Source organism: Cyanobium sp. Maggiore-St4-Cus (assembly GCF_024345615.1).
Classification (GTDB): domain Bacteria; phylum Cyanobacteriota; class Cyanobacteriia; order PCC-6307; family Cyanobiaceae; genus Cyanobium_A; species Cyanobium_A usitatum.
Map to the genome: position 1 here is coordinate 215704 of NZ_JAGQBL010000002.1, position 15263 is coordinate 230966.

Here is a 15263-nt window from a genome sequence, read left to right on the forward strand (position 1 = left end):
TCTGCTTGCAACCATGACCGAAACCGCCCCCCTGCTGCTGCGCGCCGCCCGAGGTGAGCAGGTGGAGCGGCCCCCGGTTTGGATGATGCGCCAGGCCGGGCGCTACATGAAGGTGTATCGCGACCTACGCGACCGCCATCCCGGTTTCCGCGAGCGCTCAGAAAACCCAGATCTCTCCTACGAGATCTCCATGCAGCCCTTCCACGCCTTCAAGCCCGACGGCGTGATCCTCTTTTCAGACATCCTCACGCCCCTGCCGGGTATGGGGATCAACTTCGACATCATTGAGAGCCAGGGGCCCCTGATCCAGGACCCCATCCGCAACCTTGCCCAAGTAGAGGCTTTGCGGGCCTTGGAGCCGGCCGAGAGCATGCCATTTGTGGGTGAAGTGCTCACCCGTTTGCGCCAATCGGTGGGCAATGAAGCGGCTGTACTGGGCTTTGTGGGAGCCCCCTGGACCCTGGCCGCCTATGTGGTGGAAGGCAAGAGCAGCAAGAATTACGCCGTGATCAAGGCGATGGCCTTCCAAGAGCCGGAGCTGCTGCACAAGCTCCTAGACCACTTCGCCGAGTCAATTGCCACCTACCTGCGCTATCAGATCGATTCCGGCGCCCAGGTGGTGCAGATGTTCGATTCCTGGGCCGGCCAGCTCAGCCCCATGGATTACGACAGCTTCGCGGCGCCTTACCAGAAGAAGGTGGTGGATCTGGTTAAGCAAACCCACCCCGATACCCCCTTCATCCTCTACATATCCGGCAGCGCCGGCGTACTTGAGCGCATGGCACGCACAGGTGTAGACATCATTTCGCTCGACTGGACCGTGGACATGGCCGAGGGCCTGGCCCGCCTACCCGAGAACATTGGCGTGCAGGGCAACGTGGATCCCGGATTGCTATTCGGCACCCCAGCGGCCATCCAGGCCCGCATCGACGACACCGTGCGCAAAGCCCGCGGCCGCAAGCACATTCTCAACCTGGGCCACGGCATCCTGCCGGGCACTCCAGAAGAAAACGGCCGCGCCTTCTTTGAAGCCGGCAAGAGTGTGATGGAGCGCATCGGAGCGGCGGCTTGAGCAGCCCCGCGGGAGGATCCCGACCCCAGAGGATCCTGATCACAGGGGCTAGTGGCTGCGTTGGCCAATACATCACTGAGCGGCTTTATCGCCACAGCGATGCGGAGTTGCTGCTCCTGCTCCGTGATCCAACCAAGCTCACGGTTGTTTCAGCAGATGATCCTCGGGTCACCCTGCTGGTCGGTGACCTGCGGGAGCTAACGCCCCATGCCGGTGCAATCGCCACCGCCACTCGCATCATCCACACGGCCACCGCCTGGGGCGATCCATTAAGAGCCCAGCAGGTGAACGTGGACGCGGTCAAGCAGCTGCTGGCTTTCACCAGCCCTGTATGGCTGGAGCAGGTGATCTACTTCTCCACTGCCTCAATTCTGGATCGGCAGTTGCAGCTGCTGCCCGAGGCAGCGCAATTTGGCACTGAATACATCCAAACCAAGGCCCTCTGTCTGCAGCAACTGGAGGACCACCCCCTAGCCGCCAAAATTGTGGCCGTATTTCCCACCCTGGTATTTGGGGGTCAGGTTGGTCCTGGAGACCGCCATCCCACCAGCTACCTCACCGCCGGGATTAGGGAGGCAACCCGCTGGTTGTGGCTTGCTAAGTGGCTGCGCACCGAAGCCAGCTTCCACTTCATCCACGCCGCCGACATAGCCCTGGTGTGCGCCCATTTGGCCACCCAGCCCCATCAACCCAATCCGGAACCAAACCAGGGAGCTCTGCGGCGCCTGGTGCTCGGCCAGGCGCCGATCAGCGTCAATGACACCGTGGCCCAGCTCTGCCGTTGGCGCCGCAGCTGGCAGCCACCCTTTGGGATCGACCTGCAAGGCTGGTTAATCGAAGCCCTGATCAAACTGCTACGCATTGAAGTCAATGCCTGGGATCGCTTCTCAATTCGCCAGCGCCACTTCGTGCACGAGCCGGTGAGCCCACCAGAACGCTTTGGCCTGGTGAGCTACGCACCCACGCTCCAAGCGGTGTTCGAAACCGCTGGCCTGCCGCATAGGTGAGTAACCACAGGCTGGTCTGGCTGCTGGGCAGGCTGGTGCTGGCCTGCCTCGTGTTCACGATGCTGCTTAGCGGCGGACCAAAGACAGCCCTGGCGGCCACCGTTTCGATGGGGCTCGGCAACGACGAAGGCTTTTTGGTGTTCAAACCCGAGCAGCTGACGATCAACGCCGGCGACACAGTGAGCTTTGAAATGCGGGGGCTCGGCCCCCACAACTTGATCGTGGCAGGCCATCCCGAATGGAGCCATGAACCGCTCAGCTTCGCTTTGGGCGAAAGCTGGGAGCAAAAATTTGATATGCCCGGCCGCTACGCGATCTGGTGTGAGCCCCATCGGGCAGCAGGCATGACCGCTGAAATCAACGTCTTGGCACTCGGCTGATCCCACAGCACAGCCAACTTTGTGGCAATTGTTTCGAACCTGGTTGCCGGAGGTCACATCAGCCCCGTTCACGCCTTAATTTTGTCGAGTTGCCCATGCTTTTAAGCGCCCCCCATGCGCCGTCTCTTCTCTCTGATCGCTCTCTGCCTAGCGCTCGTGCTGGGTGCTGCTCCTAGCTTCGCTGCAGATGTGGCCCATGGCGGCCAGATCTTTTCCGCCAACTGCGCCGCTTGCCACATGGGTGGTGGCAACGTTGTTAACGCCGAGCGCACCCTTAAGCAGGATGCCCTAACCGCTTACCTGGCCAACTACAGCGAAGGCCACGAAGCTGCCATTGCTTACCAGGTAACCAACGGCAAGAACGCCATGCCTGCCTTCGGTGGCAAGCTCAGCGAAGGTGACATCGCCGATGTCGCTGCCTACGTCGAAGACATGTCTTCTAAGGGCTGGGCCTGATCTAAGGGCTGGTCTTCCGGGGCCGATGTTCCTGGGCTGGTCTTCCTGACTCAATTATCCAATTAGTCCTTCAGCTAACCCCGGCCAAGGTCGGGGTTTTTTGTTGGCCTCCGAAGCCGAGCGAAAATCCGGGAAAATTCTGCCCGGATCTCAGTCCTGGCTTCGGCGGGCAGCCAGCACGGCCAGGTAGAGCTCCTCAGGAACCTCGCGGATGTCGTATTCGCTGGGAAGTACACCGTGCACATACCGATGCACTGCCAGCCAGCAGTTGCGCTCCGGATCCCGACCCGTGCCATCAAACTCCCGCGACTCGGACGCCAGTTGCTCGATCAAGGGGTCATTCCAGGTGTCGTTCACGGCAGCGATCCCCCATGCGGGGGGCCAGAGTGGTCACAGTCTGAACTAGGCATTGGCATGGCAGCCCATACCCCCTCGCCCCAGGCCCGACTGCTGATGAGCATGGATGCCGTGGTGCTGGGACTCGCCATCGCCGGGGCTGGGCTGCTGGGAGGCTTCCAAGGCCAGGCTCAGGCTCAGGCCTTGCCTAAGCCTCCCTGTCCACTGGTGGTGCCCGCCAGCCAGAAACTGCTCCAGCCCAGGCGGATCCAAGCCAATCAAGTGCAGGCAAAGAACGCGATGGGCTGCCTATCCCCCGCCGACGCGCTGTATGGAGCGGATGGCTGTCCGCTGCGAATGTGCGGCGCCGATGCTGGTGTGATTCAGCTCCCGAAGAACTAGGCCCACCAGCTCGGGGGAGGACCGAATCAATCCGGTCGGTTCTCCTCGCTGCTGAATTGAGACAACGGACATACGTTTAATCCAGCAGCTCAAACGAGGCAAGTGGCCATGCATCCCACCGCCGAAATTTTCACCGAAAAAGCCTGGGCTTCCGTGGTGGCGGCCCAGCAGTTGGCGCAGCAGCGGCGTCAGCAGCAAATGGAAAGCGAGCACCTGCTCGCCGCCCTACTAAGCCAGCAGGGCTTGGCAGGCCGCATTCTGGAAAAGGCCGGCGTGGATGTGGGCAGCCTTAGCCAGAAGGTTGACGCCTGGATCGCCGGCCAAGCCAGCCTTAGTGCGCCCCCAGACAACGTCTATCTCGGCAAGGGGCTCAATACCGTTCTTGACCAGGCGGAGGAGCTCAAACAGTCCTACGGCGACAGCTATATCGCCATTGAGCACCTACTTCTGGCGCTAGCGATCGACGACCGCTGCGGCAAGCAATTGCTATCTCAAGCGGGCACAAACACCAACAAACTCAAAGAAGCAGTACAGGCCATCCGCGGATCCCAAAACGTGACCGATCAGAACCCCGAAGGTACCTACGAATCCCTGGAGAAATACGGCAGAGATCTCACCGCCGCAGCGCGCGAGGGCAAGCTCGATCCCGTGATTGGCCGCGATGAAGAGATCCGCCGCACGATTCAGATCCTCAGCCGCCGCACCAAGAACAACCCGGTGCTGATCGGCGAGCCCGGCGTGGGCAAAACGGCGATTGTGGAGGGCCTGGCCCAGCGCATCGTGAATGGGGATGTGCCCCAGGCGTTGCAGAACCGCCAGCTCGTGTCTCTCGATATGGGCGCCCTGATCGCCGGTGCCAAATACCGCGGTGAATTCGAAGAGCGGCTCAAGGCCGTGCTCAAGGAGGTCACCGCCTCGGAGGGGCAGATCGTGCTGTTCATCGACGAGATCCACACGGTGGTGGGGGCCGGCGCCAGCGGCGGCGCCATGGATGCCAGCAACCTGCTCAAACCGATGCTGGCCCGGGGCGAGCTGCGCTGCATTGGCGCCACCACCCTCGATGAGCACCGGCAACACATCGAGAAGGATCCGGCCCTAGAGCGCCGCTTCCAGCAGGTGTTCGTGGATCAACCCACGGTGGAAGACACCATCTCGATCCTGCGGGGTCTCAAAGAGCGCTACGAGGTGCACCATGGCGTGCGCATCGCCGACAACGCCCTGGTGGCAGCGGCCGTGCTCTCCAGCCGTTACATCGCCGATCGCTTCCTGCCAGACAAGGCCATCGATCTGATGGATGAATCGGCCGCCCGCCTAAAGATGGAGATCACCTCCAAGCCGGAGCAGATCGACGAGCTCGATCGCCGCATCCTGCAGCTGGAGATGGAAAAGCTGTCTCTGGGGCGCGAATCCGACCCTGCCAGCAAGGACCGGCTCGAGCGACTGGAGAAGGAGCTGGCCGATCTCAGCGAACAGCAGAGCACCCTCAATGCCCAATGGCAGGCAGAAAAGAGCTCAATTGATGAGCTTGGCGCGATCAAAGAGGAGATCGAGCAGGTGCAGCTGCAGGTAGAGCAGGCGAAGCGCAACTACGACCTCAACAAGGCCGCCGAGCTCGAATACGGCACCCTGGCCGAGCTGCACAAGAAGCTGGCCGCCAAAGAAGAGGCGCTTAATGCCAGCGGTCGCGATAAAACCATGCTGCGTGAAGAGGTCACCGAAGACGACATCGCCGAGGTGATCGCCAAATGGACCGGCATCCCCGTGGCCAAGTTGGTCCAAAGCGAGATGGCGAAGCTGCTGCACCTAGAGGAGGAGCTGCACACCCGGGTGATTGGTCAGGCCCAGGCGGTCACCGCAGTAGCCGATGCAATTCAGAGATCAAGGGCAGGGCTGAGCGATCCCAACCGGCCAATCGCCAGCTTCCTTTTCCTTGGCCCCACGGGTGTGGGAAAAACGGAACTCTCCAAGGCCCTGGCAGCCCAGCTGTTCGATTCCGAGGAGTCGATGGTGCGCATCGACATGAGCGAGTACATGGAGAAGCACGCCGTGAGCAGGCTGATCGGAGCACCTCCGGGATACGTGGGCTACGAAGAGGGCGGCCAACTCACCGAAGCGGTGCGGCGCCGACCCTACGCCGTGATCCTGTTCGACGAGGTGGAGAAGGCCCACCCCGATGTGTTCAACGTAATGCTGCAGATCCTCGATGACGGCCGCGTCACCGATGGCCAGGGCCGCACGGTGGACTTCACCAACACGGTGCTAATCCTCACAAGCAACATTGGCAGCGCCTCGATCCTGGATCTGGCAGGCGATCCAGCCCGCCACGGCGAAATGGAGGCCCGGGTAAATGAGGCCCTCAGAGGTCACTTCCGGCCTGAATTCCTCAATCGGCTTGATGAATCGATCATCTTCCACAGCCTCAAGCAGGAGGAATTGCGCGAGATCGTGGAGCTGCAAGTGCAGCGGCTGGCCAGGCGCCTAGACGACAAAAAACTGGGGCTGCAGCTCAATGCCGATGCCCTCGACTGGCTTGCCGGTGTGGGCTACGACCCGGTGTATGGAGCCCGGCCGCTCAAGCGGGCTATCCAAAGGGAGCTGGAAACCCCTTTAGCCAAGGGAATCCTGGCCGGGACGTTCACCAGCGGCCACACCATCACGGTGGATGTTGCAACCGAAGGCGAGGCACGCCAGCTGCGCTTCCAGCAAAGCGAGCTGGCCAAGCTACCGGTGCTGGTGTAGCTCACTGCAATAGCTGGTCCGAAAAGCTGCTGCGGGCCCGGATCACCAGGTCCGCCACATGCTCAGGCGCTGCGGGCTGCAGCTCTCCAGCTGCTACAGCTCGATAGTGATCTGCCACCAACCAGGCGCTAGTGCGGGGATCGCCAGCAAAGCGGGGAATTAGGTGGAGGTGCAAATGGGGCGCACCCTCGCCAAAAGCAATCGCATAAACCCTGTCGCAGCCGGTTTGCTCCTTGAGCAGAACGCTGGCGGAGCGCACAGCAACCCCCCAGGAGGCTGCCTCCTGGTCGTTGAAATCAGCCGGGCCCGCTACATGGCGGAGACTATCTAGGAGCAGCCAACCAACCAGGGGGGCGAGGTCGGGATGGTGGCGCAACAGCCAATGGGAACCGCGACCGATTTCATAAACTCCCCGCGCTGCGGGGTCGTCATGAATTCTGCAGATAGGACAGGGGGTGCTGCTGCTCATGGATCTAATCAAACGAATGGAGCCCTAAGAACCCAATAGGTGAAGTGTCAGCAACCGCTCGCTGCCCCTTCTGCGGTGCTCCCACAGATAAACAGCCTGCCAGGTGCCAAGTAAAAGACGGCCAGCCTCAAAAGAAAGGCTGAGCTGACTGGTGGTGAGGGCCGTACGAATGTGGGCCGGCATGTCGTCGGAGCCTTCATCAGCGTGTACGTAGGGTCGCAGTTCCCCACGGCCGCTGACCGGACGGATGCCCTCCTCGGGCACGAGGGCTCGCAGGTAGCTGGAAAGGTCGCGCAGTACGCGCGGGTCGGCGTTTTCGTTTATAGTTAGGCTGCATGAGGTGTGCAGACACACCAAGTTGAGCAGCCCTTGCTCCATGCCACTGGAGGCCAAGGCGGCGTTAAGTCGGCCAGTGAGGTCGGTAAAGCCCTCGCCTGGGGTCACCACCCGCAGGGTCTCGAGGCTTTGGCGAAGCATGCAGATGGATATGTTTCAGATCATCCATAGCATTCTGCCTAAGATAGGTTGATACCCATCCAGTGCCCCGAGAGGCTGCCATGCGCATATTACTTTCCTTGTTGATCGTTTTACCAGGCCTGGCAGTGACAGCCCCAGCGGCCCAAGCCCAGCGGCAGGTTCCGAAAATCGGCAACATCTGCCCAATGGGATACGTAGACATGCTGAATGGCAAATGCAGCACCCTGGGGCTGATGACGTACACGGTGCAACCAACCAACGGCAAGGCCTGCGCTGCAGGGTGGATGAACGTAGGCGGGAACTACTGCCGCAAAAAGTGAATTCTTCTAGCCACAAACACTTCAACGCAGCCGATTGCCCAGCTCTTACCCTTCTCTATGACGGGGGTTGCCCCCTGTGCCTGCGGGAGGTGGAGCTACTTGGCCGCAAAGACAGGCAGCGCCATGGTGAGCAGCTGAAACTCGCTTTCGTGGACATCGATCAGCCCGAATACAACCCAGATAGCTACGCCGGCATCAGCTATAGGGAAGCTATGGGGCGCATCCACGCCATTGATGCCAGTGGTGCAGTGCTGCGTGACGTCGAGGTGTTTAGGCGGGCATACGAGCTAATCGGCATGGGCTGGCTCTATGCCCCAACCCAGTGGCCCCTGCTTCGCCCCATGACGAACCTTGCCTACGGGGTCTGGGCAACTTTGCGGCTACGTATCACTGGGCGCCCCAACTTGGAGAGTCTCTGCCAAGCACGCAACGGCGCATGTCGTATCAACTAAACCAGAAGTAAATCGATCTAGTTGTCAACGGTAGCCTTGAATTGGAATGAACCAGTTACTCACCAACGGCATCACCTGCTAGATCAAGGCTGAGCTGGCCAATGGGTTCCCTACTCAACCGCCTGCCACTTGAGGAGCGCAGACCAGAACGCCGTGAACCGTGACGTTGCTGTATGGCATCAGCAGTTGCCGCAAAGCCATGCTGCTGGCGTAGGGCCCAGACTCGATCGCGAGCCAAAGCAGCAGCAGTATTCCAATCGATCAGTGGCAGCGGATAGGCGCGACCGATCTCAATGCCAAGCCGGGCCTGGGTGAGGTGGTCCATCGTCCAGGGGGTATGCAGATACACCGGTGGAACAGCCGCTAGCTCAGGCAGCCAGCGGCGGATGAAGACACCTTCTGGATCGTGGTCTAGGCCCTGCTTTAGCGGGTTGTATATACGGATTGTATTGATGCCGGTAGTGCCAGATTGCATCTGACACTGGCTCCAGTGGATACCAGGTTCGTAGTCGACGAATTGGCGAGCGAGATGTACGCCGCTCTCACGCCAAGGAATCCACAGCTGATAGCTGGCCACGGAAAGCAGCATCGCCCGCATACGGAAATTCAGCCAACCCGTAGCATTCAGGGCACGCATACAAGCATCCACAAAAGGAAGGCCCGTGTAGCCCTTTGCCCAGGCTGCCAAACGCTCAGGGTTACTTTCACGCATTCCGGCAGTGAGGGGATGGAGCTCGCTGTATTCCAAGCTGGGCTGGCATTCCAACTTCTGGATAAAATGGCAATGCCAGTGCAGTCGCTCATCAAAGCGCTGCAGGGATCTCCGCCATGGGGTAACTGAGAGAGCCTGGCGGCGTAGACGGCTTTTTTGCACTACCTCACGCATCGACAAGCTGCCCCAACTGAGATGGGGTGAAAGGCGCGAACAGTTCACAAATGCCGTATTGGGGCTAGACAAACCAGATTGGTAGGAGCGGCTGCGCTGATCCAAGAAGGAAGCGAGGGTTATCAAGCCCTGGGTTCGCCCACCCCTTTGCCGCCCAGGACAGGAATCGGGCTCCAGGCCAAGCTCTGCCGCCATAGGCAAGGGAGCAGGGTCGAGCCCTGGTAGTGGGGTGAGACGGGGCGGTGGAGCGCTTATCTCCTCGGCCATGCGCTCCTCCCAGCGCTTTGCCCAACCCGTTCGCCTGCTGAGCCGCCGGGTGACACCAAACTGGGGAATCTCACACCATTCAATGCCGTGCTGGCGAGCCCAGCCGGCGACGCGCAGGTCGCGGGCGTAGGTCCAGCCGTTGCCAGTTTCCTGGTGGCTCCACAAGCCAGCTACTCCAAACTGGCGATGGGCCCGCTCCAGCACCTGCTCGACCACACCGATACGCACCACAAGTGGTTGGCCGAGACCGGCAAGGTCCGCGCGCAGCTCTACTAGGCATTCACGGCAGAAGTCCCACTGCCGGGCGGAGCTGTCTGGTTGGCGCCACAGGTCAGGCTCCACCACATAAAGCGGCAGCACTGGTCCCCGCAGCGACGCCTCCAATAAGGGCCTGTGATCGAAGCTGCGCAGATCGCGCTTGAACCAAACGATTTGCAGCGGCCCCATGGCGTTAGAGGCGATAACCGCAGCAGAACATTAATCAATCTGGAGTCAGCCAGGCGGCCCAACCTGGTTACGGTGGCACCTTTCCCATCTCCCCCCACCTGAGCCCACGATGATCTACTTGCTGCAGCATCTGGCCGTAGTGCTGAGCCTGGCCCTGTTTCACATCGTTGGTCCGGTACCGATCGAACTGGGGATGCACGACGGCACCCTGGCCCCTTGTCCCACACCAGCGCACTGCGCGAGGGCGGACTGGCCTGTCCAGGAGAGCGGGGGCGATACTCCCCAAAGCGCCCTCGAAAGCCTGATTCCCGTGATTCAAGCGATAGGCGGCGCCGAGATTGTGGAGCGTGCTGAGGGCTATCTGCACGCAACCGCAACCAGCGCCCTGTTTGGCTTCGTCGACGATCTAGAGCTGTATGCCGACAACGAGCATGCAGTTCTTCAAGCTCGCTCCGTCTCTCGGCTTGGCGATTCAGATCTAGGCGTCAACAGCAAACGCCTAGAAATCTTGCGAAAAGCCCTCATACCAGCTCCAAAGGTATGAAATCAGCTGGCCGCCAACCTGCTCGGAGCGAACTCAGATTTTGCTCAGGAGGGAGGCGTTGATGGGTGCTTATGGGCGGGCTTTGGTGTTTCAGCGGCTGACTTCAAGCCATCAAACAACTGACCAAGCAGAGTTTTCATCTCAGGAGGCAGGGCCTCCTGGGGAGCTGCCTCAGAAGCCAGTACTAACAGGGCACAGACATCAACCAAACTGGATGCCTCTGATGCCGTAAGGGCGACCAGGTGCTCACCGTTGCACTGCGTAATTCGCATACAGCTGCGTTTCTACCAGTCAAAAGGTACTCCTTAAAGATTCTGGGTGTGACGAACCACTCCCAAATCGCCGAATCAAGGGTTCAGCAGCTCTTCAGACCAGGAGCCAGAGGCGCACCAGCGCCTGCGCTGGTGGGGTTGCCCGCCAAGTTCCAACAACTCGACTTGATGCACCTCAAAGCTCAACAGTTCAAAGTGACTGGGCATTGGTGTGGTGTCGTCAAGTTCCTGGGGAAAGGCTGCCTCCAGCTCGAGGGGGATTCCGGGCTCCGGCCAGCCCCATAGGGCCCTAGCGGAAGGTGTGAGGTTTTGCCAGTGTTGCTGACGCTGCTTGAGCAGCTCCGCAGCAGGAGACTGAGAGCGCCTTGAACGCAATCGAAACTGGCTTCGAGCCCGAGGCAAAAGCCAGCAGATTTCTGCGTCTGGCAAATTTCCCAGCTCGCGGGCTTTCTCACTGCGACCATCAGTGAACAAATCCAAAACTGCTGGAGCTGACCAGCCCCTAAATACCAAGGTGCGCACCCTGGGGGTTCCATCGCTGGCGACAGTTGCAAGTTGCAACCAGCGGCTACTTGAGGAGCTGCCCTCCCTCTGCAGGGCAGCTCGCAAAAGGGGGCGCCATGGGGGAAGACTATCCATTAGGCCTCCCCAAAACAGTCAGCAATCTCAGCGGTTTGAATTGCTGGCATTTATTTGCACGTAAGCAGGGGTCAAACCTGAAATGCGATCTGAGGGGGCAGACATTTCTGGCTTGATACGAACAGTTGGCTTAACGAGCAGACCTGGCAGCATGCCAGCATCAAATGAAAAGCGGCCTGGACCAACAAGCAACAGTGCAAGGCTGCCGCCGAGGTAGAGAACGACCAGTTCGAGCACGTAAATATTTAGACCAGCCGTAAGGATGTGTTGGTAAGCGGCAACTGTCATCGTGCCGGTGAGGGCGAGAGCTCCAACGGGCGTGAGCAAGCCGAGAATTACCAACCAACTGCCGATCAGCTCGGAAAAGCCAGCGGCATAGGCGAAAAACAAGGGGAATGGCAGGTGCAGAGATGCCACATAGGTATTGGCAAATTGCTGTGGATCGGCAAGTTTTTCATGGCCATGGTGAATCATCATCACGCCGATAGCCAAGCGAAGCAGCAGCAGGCCAAGCGACGCAACGCCGCCTGGCTTCAACACATAAGCCTCTAGAACGGAACGGATCCGTTGGGCTTGACCAGTGTTGATCCATAGAACATTTGCAGGGCTCTGGGCTGCAGCCGGTTGATCAGCAGGGCGGCTGAGGGCCACAAACCAAAGGGCCATACAGGCAGCCAGGAAGCCTCCAAACAGCTCAAGAAGTAGGGGCGTGGACATGGTGGGTTGATTGCTTCACCAATCCTGGCAAGCTTGGTGAAGAAACGTGAAGCGCCCGGCTTGGCTTGCCCAGGGCCTACCCCAAAGCAATGGCGATCATGCGGGCACTGGAGCGGTAGGCAAGTGTTTCAACTCCTAGAGCTTAAGGAGCATCGGGATGGCCGGAACCGATGCCGCGAAGCAGAGCAAGGTTCTGGAGGCCGCATTCCAAATGGCGCTGAAGTTGTCCTACCCGGGGGGCAGAGATTGAAGAGCAAGCCAATGAAGTGGCTGGTCTCAACAAAAAAGGATTGACCTGGCAGATAAATCGCCTGCTGGCCTGCCCGATCAAACCAATCCTTGCCCTCGATGCGAAAACGGGTGGATTTCACCGTGAGCCCTGTTTCCTCGGCAAAGGCATCACTGTCAAAGCGCAATTCACCAACTTCCCGGCCGAATGCCAATGCCTGAATGCCGAGCCAGTCCATTTGTTGGTGAAGCGGCGCATCGGGGGCAAGAGCAGGGACTGCCGCGGAAATACACTTTTGTAATTTATTTAAGTTGCAGGTTAAAAACGTTTCGCCAAAATTTCATCTACTTCGTATTTACTTCAAAAATCAAGGGGTTTGATGATACATCTGCTCTAAACGCTCGCGGCTGAAATCGACGTAAAGCACCTCTTCGCCGGGCTGGGGAGCCTCTGGATGAACCCTGCTGCGTTTACGAGGGGCTTGAAGAGAATCTCTCTGGTGGGAACTACGCAAGTTTTGGGACATCAGCGCGAAGGCACCGCCAGCGATGGCCGCAAAGAAAACCAAATAAATGACAACCAGTAAATCGCTCATCAGCATTCCGCTTTGCTGAATTTTAATATGAAGAAATATGAAACGTGGTTTTTCGATCTGTTGATGCGGCGCTGAGATCCCACAGCAGCCGGGCCAGTGCGTCGGAGCAGGCCTCCGCGCTGGGTTGGCTGGTCTCAAAACGCAGCCGACCCGGCCCCACAGCTCGGTTGCTCCAGTATTGAAATCCACTGGCGTGCGGTTTTGAGCCATCGGCGAGGCCGGCCAGCAGGGCGCCAGCCCTCTGGGGAGTTTCGGTGAGCCGCAGCAGGTCGCGAGCAACAAAGGCGAACAGGGCCTGGCCCACGGGGTTATGGCTGCGGCTGTAGCGGAAGAAGCCCCCCTTGCTGCGCGGGATCACCAGCCCCGGGCTCCAGGCGAGCACCGGCAGATGCGTGCCCTGCTCCCTCAGCCGCCGCTCCACCTCCCTTGCCATCAGCAGGTTGCAGAGCTTGCTGTCTTTGTAAGCCTTTTCGGCACTAAAGCTGCAGCTGCCATCCAGCATTAACGCCCCAGGGCCCTGACGCAGACCGGCAAGATCCCCGAGGCCAGCCGGGAGGCCCACTTTCCCCCCGGCGCTGGTGGGGTCGTGCACCTCCGATGCGGTGACCACCAAGCGAGGTGCATTGCTCCGGATCAACAGGGGCAAAAGTTGCTGCAGCAGGGCCTGGTGACCCAGGTGGTTGACGGCGATGGTGAGTTCAAACCCCTGGGCCGACCAGAGGGGCTCGACCATGCCGCTGTACTGCATGCCGGCGTTGAGCACCAAGGTATCGATCGGCTCGCCCTTGGCCAGCAAGGCTTCAGCACAGCGCCCGATGCTGCTCAGATCAGCCAGATCGCAGCTAGGGGTATCGATCTTGTCGCTCAGGCGCTGGCGCAGAAGCGCCGCGGTTGTCCCATCCCGGCAGGGGATGGTGAGGTGGTGACCGGCCTGGAGCAGCAGGGTTGCCGCCTCAAAACCGATCCCGGAGCTGCCACCAGTGAGCAGGATTTTGCGTGACTCTCCAGCACTGCTCTCCTCAACGGCCATAGCCCCTGTTCCAGGCAACACCCGATTCTGTTGATCCAAAAGGCGGATCGCCAGGTAGCCGGCTTGGCGCCACGATGGCTACATCAAGAGCGCAGCGATGGGGGTCGATGTTGGAGTGGGTGGGCCGTAGCGAATTAGGAGCAGTGGTGCTGCCTGGGCTGGTGGTGCAGGCGAGCAGAGCAGCAGTGAAGTATTGGGAAGAGGGTTGAATTAGCGATGCCTGGTGGGCACCACCTGCAAGCCAATCGGAGCCAGGGCAATCAACGCCAACTTGATGTGCTGCATGCCAAAGGGGATGCCGATCATTGAGTTGAGACCTGCCCCGGCCTGTTTTCTCAGTGCTGACGCTCGATCTGGAGGACTATGTCTTGGGGAGCCTGGCGCTACCTAGGGGTGTTTGGCATCTTGAGAGGGCCGAAGCAAAGTGCCATGAGCTGGTCAGAGCTGGAGCGCTTGGTGGACCAGGCCGAGGCACAGCCTTCCCTGCGGCGCTCGCTCAAGGAGTGCTGCTCGACCCCAGAGCTGATCCTGGCGGCACGGCGCCTTGGTGATCGGATCACCAGCAACGATCTCCTGGACTTTCTTGCGAAGACTTGACGCCCCTATTGGGAGTATGGGTTTAACTCAGGGCTAGGGGTGCGGCGTTGCTTAGGGGTGTGAAACCCCTTTGCAAACGCTTTCCTGCTCCGCAAGGTTCACGATGGGACAGGTTCAGAACAATATGAGCCCCTTCAACCAGGGCTTTCGACGACGCACCCGGAGTGTCAATTCGATAATCGAGCAGTGGCCGATCGTCTGTGGAACGGGGTCGTTGCTTGAGGCCCATCTGGTGGGCCGGCTGGGACTAGCTGAGGCCCTACCCGGTTTGGTTGGCTGCGGCACCAATGAGCAGGAGGTCTGGCAGCTCAGCACCACGCTCGAGCGGCAGGGGCTGGTGGTTCTTAGCGATTCGATCGCTGCCGATCGGGGGATCGCCCTGATCCAGCGTTTGCAAATGGGACACCTGGTCCATCGGGTGCTGTTGCTGGTGCAGGCAGTTCAAGCCGGCCGAATCAAGCTGCTCCTGAAGCGATGCCATAAGGCTTCGCCGCTGGCGATTTTGCATGTGGAAAGTTTCGGCTCGGGTGCGGTTATTCGAGCGCTTTTGTCCTTAAAGGCTGGTCGCAGCTATCTCGATCCCCAGCTGCGGGAAATGCTGGAGCTTGGTGCGGATTGTCAGTTGACCCGTCGGGAAACCCAAGCGCTGCAGGGTGTGGCCCGGGGCCTGAGCAACAAGCTGATCGCCGCCGAACTGGGGATTAAACCGGAGACCGCTCGCGACCATGTTTCGTCTTTGCTGAGCAAATTGACAGCTCATAACCGCACCGAAGCGTTGGCAAAGGCCTTGGAGATGGGCCTGATTGATCGCTGAACTGCTTTCAACGCACCAGCTGATTGCGCTTAAAGCGCAAATGCACCCAAAACGCACAGAAAACACCCCTATTTGCAGGGGGTTATAATGTTTGAGAGGCCGTAGACTAATTAGTA

At 59.7% G+C, this 15263-nt stretch carries 19 protein-coding genes and 1 pseudogene; 11 read left to right on the forward strand and 9 right to left on the reverse strand.

The features are described 5' to 3' along the window. Nucleotides 1-13: 13 nt before the first annotated feature. The 4 genes from hemE (at nt 14) to KBY99_RS02865 (ending at nt 2915) form a co-directional block, all read left to right on the forward strand. Nucleotides 14-1072, forward strand: coding sequence for a uroporphyrinogen decarboxylase (hemE, locus tag KBY99_RS02850; protein WP_254997201.1), 1059 nt, complete (start codon nt 14-16; stop codon nt 1070-1072). Next, nucleotides 1069-2079: an NAD-dependent epimerase/dehydratase family protein gene (locus tag KBY99_RS02855; RefSeq protein WP_254997203.1), complete on the forward strand. Its 1011-nt coding sequence runs from the start codon at nt 1069-1071 to the stop codon at nt 2077-2079. Before hemE ends, KBY99_RS02855 begins: the two co-directional genes overlap by 4 nt. Continuing rightward, nucleotides 2076-2459: a plastocyanin/azurin family copper-binding protein gene (locus KBY99_RS02860; protein ID WP_254997204.1), complete on the forward strand. Its 384-nt coding sequence runs from the start codon at nt 2076-2078 to the stop codon at nt 2457-2459. Before KBY99_RS02855 ends, KBY99_RS02860 begins: the two co-directional genes overlap by 4 nt. Nucleotides 2460-2573: 114 nt before the next feature. After that, nucleotides 2574-2915 carry a c-type cytochrome gene (locus KBY99_RS02865; RefSeq protein WP_106501929.1) on the forward strand — a complete coding sequence of 114 codons (342 nt, stop codon included), beginning with the start codon at nt 2574-2576 and terminating at the stop codon, nt 2913-2915. A gap of 150 nt (nt 2916-3065) precedes the next feature. Here KBY99_RS02865 and KBY99_RS02870 read toward each other — a convergent pair whose 3' ends face one another. Continuing rightward, complete coding sequence (locus tag KBY99_RS02870; protein ID WP_254997206.1) at nt 3066-3272, reverse strand: hypothetical protein; 207 nt, start codon at nt 3270-3272, stop codon at nt 3066-3068. Between the two features lie 57 nt (nt 3273-3329). On the opposite strand from KBY99_RS02870, the gene KBY99_RS02875 reads away from it, so the two are divergent. Beyond that, complete coding sequence (locus KBY99_RS02875; protein ID WP_254997207.1) at nt 3330-3653, forward strand: hypothetical protein; 324 nt, start codon at nt 3330-3332, stop codon at nt 3651-3653. Between the two features lie 108 nt (nt 3654-3761). Then, nucleotides 3762-6392 (forward strand): ATP-dependent chaperone ClpB, encoded by a 2631-nt coding sequence (gene clpB / locus KBY99_RS02880; protein ID WP_254997208.1) that lies wholly within the window; start codon nt 3762-3764, stop codon nt 6390-6392. Between the two features lies 1 nt (nt 6393). Here the strand turns inward: clpB and KBY99_RS02885 are convergent, their stop codons facing one another. Then, a complete protein-coding gene (locus tag KBY99_RS02885) occupies nt 6394-6861 on the reverse strand; it encodes an HIT family protein (RefSeq protein WP_254997210.1) in 468 nt (155 codons plus the stop codon). Between the two features lie 24 nt (nt 6862-6885). Continuing rightward, entirely contained in the window at nt 6886-7338 is a 453-nt protein-coding gene (locus KBY99_RS02890; RefSeq protein WP_106501934.1) for a secondary thiamine-phosphate synthase enzyme YjbQ, read from the reverse strand. Between the two features lie 316 nt (nt 7339-7654). Here KBY99_RS02890 and KBY99_RS02900 point away from each other — a divergent pair, with 316 nt between their 5' ends. Next, nucleotides 7655-8110: a thiol-disulfide oxidoreductase DCC family protein gene (locus KBY99_RS02900; protein WP_254997213.1), complete on the forward strand. Its 456-nt coding sequence runs from the start codon at nt 7655-7657 to the stop codon at nt 8108-8110. Nucleotides 8111-8165: 55 nt separating this feature from the next. On the opposite strand, the gene KBY99_RS02905 is transcribed toward KBY99_RS02900, so the two are convergent. Beyond that, nucleotides 8166-9710, reverse strand: coding sequence for an FAD-binding domain-containing protein (locus tag KBY99_RS02905; RefSeq protein WP_254997214.1), 1545 nt, complete (start codon nt 9708-9710; stop codon nt 8166-8168). A 109-nt stretch (nt 9711-9819) separates the two neighbouring features. Here KBY99_RS02905 and KBY99_RS02910 point away from each other — a divergent pair, with 109 nt between their 5' ends. Continuing rightward, complete coding sequence (locus tag KBY99_RS02910) at nt 9820-10254, forward strand: DUF1499 domain-containing protein (RefSeq protein WP_254997215.1); 435 nt, start codon at nt 9820-9822, stop codon at nt 10252-10254. A gap of 347 nt (nt 10255-10601) precedes the next feature. Here the strand turns inward: KBY99_RS02910 and KBY99_RS14900 are convergent, their stop codons facing one another. The 3 genes and pseudogenes from KBY99_RS14900 to KBY99_RS02920 form a co-directional block, all read right to left on the reverse strand. Further along, nucleotides 10602-10901: a hypothetical protein gene (locus tag KBY99_RS14900; protein WP_409996522.1), complete on the reverse strand. Its 300-nt coding sequence runs from the start codon at nt 10899-10901 to the stop codon at nt 10602-10604. A gap of 6 nt (nt 10902-10907) precedes the next feature. Further along, nucleotides 10908-11165 (reverse strand): annotated as a pseudogene (locus KBY99_RS14905) (pyridoxamine 5'-phosphate oxidase family protein); the annotation flags it as partial. Nucleotides 11166-11192: 27 nt separating this feature from the next. Next, entirely contained in the window at nt 11193-11882 is a 690-nt protein-coding gene (locus KBY99_RS02920; RefSeq protein ID WP_254997218.1) for a DoxX family protein, read from the reverse strand. Nucleotides 11883-12148: 266 nt separating this feature from the next. Here KBY99_RS02920 and KBY99_RS02925 point away from each other — a divergent pair, with 266 nt between their 5' ends. Further along, nucleotides 12149-12412: a hypothetical protein gene (locus KBY99_RS02925; protein ID WP_254997219.1), complete on the forward strand. Its 264-nt coding sequence runs from the start codon at nt 12149-12151 to the stop codon at nt 12410-12412. Nucleotides 12413-12478: 66 nt separating this feature from the next. On the opposite strand, the gene KBY99_RS02930 is transcribed toward KBY99_RS02925, so the two are convergent. Then, complete coding sequence (locus KBY99_RS02930) at nt 12479-12706, reverse strand: hypothetical protein (RefSeq protein ID WP_254997220.1); 228 nt, start codon at nt 12704-12706, stop codon at nt 12479-12481. A 22-nt stretch (nt 12707-12728) separates the two neighbouring features. After that, complete coding sequence (locus KBY99_RS02935) at nt 12729-13736, reverse strand: SDR family NAD(P)-dependent oxidoreductase (protein ID WP_254997221.1); 1008 nt, start codon at nt 13734-13736, stop codon at nt 12729-12731. A 429-nt stretch (nt 13737-14165) separates the two neighbouring features. On the opposite strand from KBY99_RS02935, the gene KBY99_RS02940 reads away from it, so the two are divergent. After that, nucleotides 14166-14333, forward strand: coding sequence for a Nif11 family protein (locus tag KBY99_RS02940; RefSeq protein ID WP_254997222.1), 168 nt, complete (start codon nt 14166-14168; stop codon nt 14331-14333). A 124-nt stretch (nt 14334-14457) separates the two neighbouring features. Continuing rightward, complete coding sequence (locus KBY99_RS02945; protein ID WP_254997224.1) at nt 14458-15147, forward strand: response regulator transcription factor; 690 nt, start codon at nt 14458-14460, stop codon at nt 15145-15147. Nucleotides 15148-15263 lie beyond the last annotated feature (116 nt).

What these genes read in the sequence shown, in the direction of transcription:
- KBY99_RS02940 (WP_254997222.1), top strand. Translation starts at nt 14,166, where the DNA reads ATGAGCTGGTCAGAGCTGGAGCGCTTGGTGGACCAGGCCGAGGCACAG.
- KBY99_RS02935 (WP_254997221.1), bottom strand. Translation starts at nt 13,736, where the DNA reads ATGGCCGTTGAGGAGAGCAGTGCTGGAGAGTCACGCAAAATCCTGCTC.
- KBY99_RS02920 (WP_254997218.1), bottom strand. Translation starts at nt 11,882, where the DNA reads ATGTCCACGCCCCTACTTCTTGAGCTGTTTGGAGGCTTCCTGGCTGCC.
- KBY99_RS02865 (WP_106501929.1), top strand. Translation starts at nt 2,574, where the DNA reads ATGCGCCGTCTCTTCTCTCTGATCGCTCTCTGCCTAGCGCTCGTGCTG.
- KBY99_RS02910 (WP_254997215.1), top strand. Translation starts at nt 9,820, where the DNA reads ATGATCTACTTGCTGCAGCATCTGGCCGTAGTGCTGAGCCTGGCCCTG.
- KBY99_RS02930 (WP_254997220.1), bottom strand. Translation starts at nt 12,706, where the DNA reads ATGAGCGATTTACTGGTTGTCATTTATTTGGTTTTCTTTGCGGCCATC.
- hemE (WP_254997201.1), top strand. Translation starts at nt 14, where the DNA reads ATGACCGAAACCGCCCCCCTGCTGCTGCGCGCCGCCCGAGGTGAGCAG.
- KBY99_RS02905 (WP_254997214.1), bottom strand. Translation starts at nt 9,710, where the DNA reads ATGGGGCCGCTGCAAATCGTTTGGTTCAAGCGCGATCTGCGCAGCTTC.
- KBY99_RS02875 (WP_254997207.1), top strand. Translation starts at nt 3,330, where the DNA reads ATGGCAGCCCATACCCCCTCGCCCCAGGCCCGACTGCTGATGAGCATG.
- KBY99_RS02885 (WP_254997210.1), bottom strand. Translation starts at nt 6,861, where the DNA reads ATGAGCAGCAGCACCCCCTGTCCTATCTGCAGAATTCATGACGACCCC.
- KBY99_RS02890 (WP_106501934.1), bottom strand. Translation starts at nt 7,338, where the DNA reads ATGCTTCGCCAAAGCCTCGAGACCCTGCGGGTGGTGACCCCAGGCGAG.
- KBY99_RS02945 (WP_254997224.1), top strand. Translation starts at nt 14,458, where the DNA reads ATGAGCCCCTTCAACCAGGGCTTTCGACGACGCACCCGGAGTGTCAAT.
- clpB (WP_254997208.1), top strand. Translation starts at nt 3,762, where the DNA reads ATGCATCCCACCGCCGAAATTTTCACCGAAAAAGCCTGGGCTTCCGTG.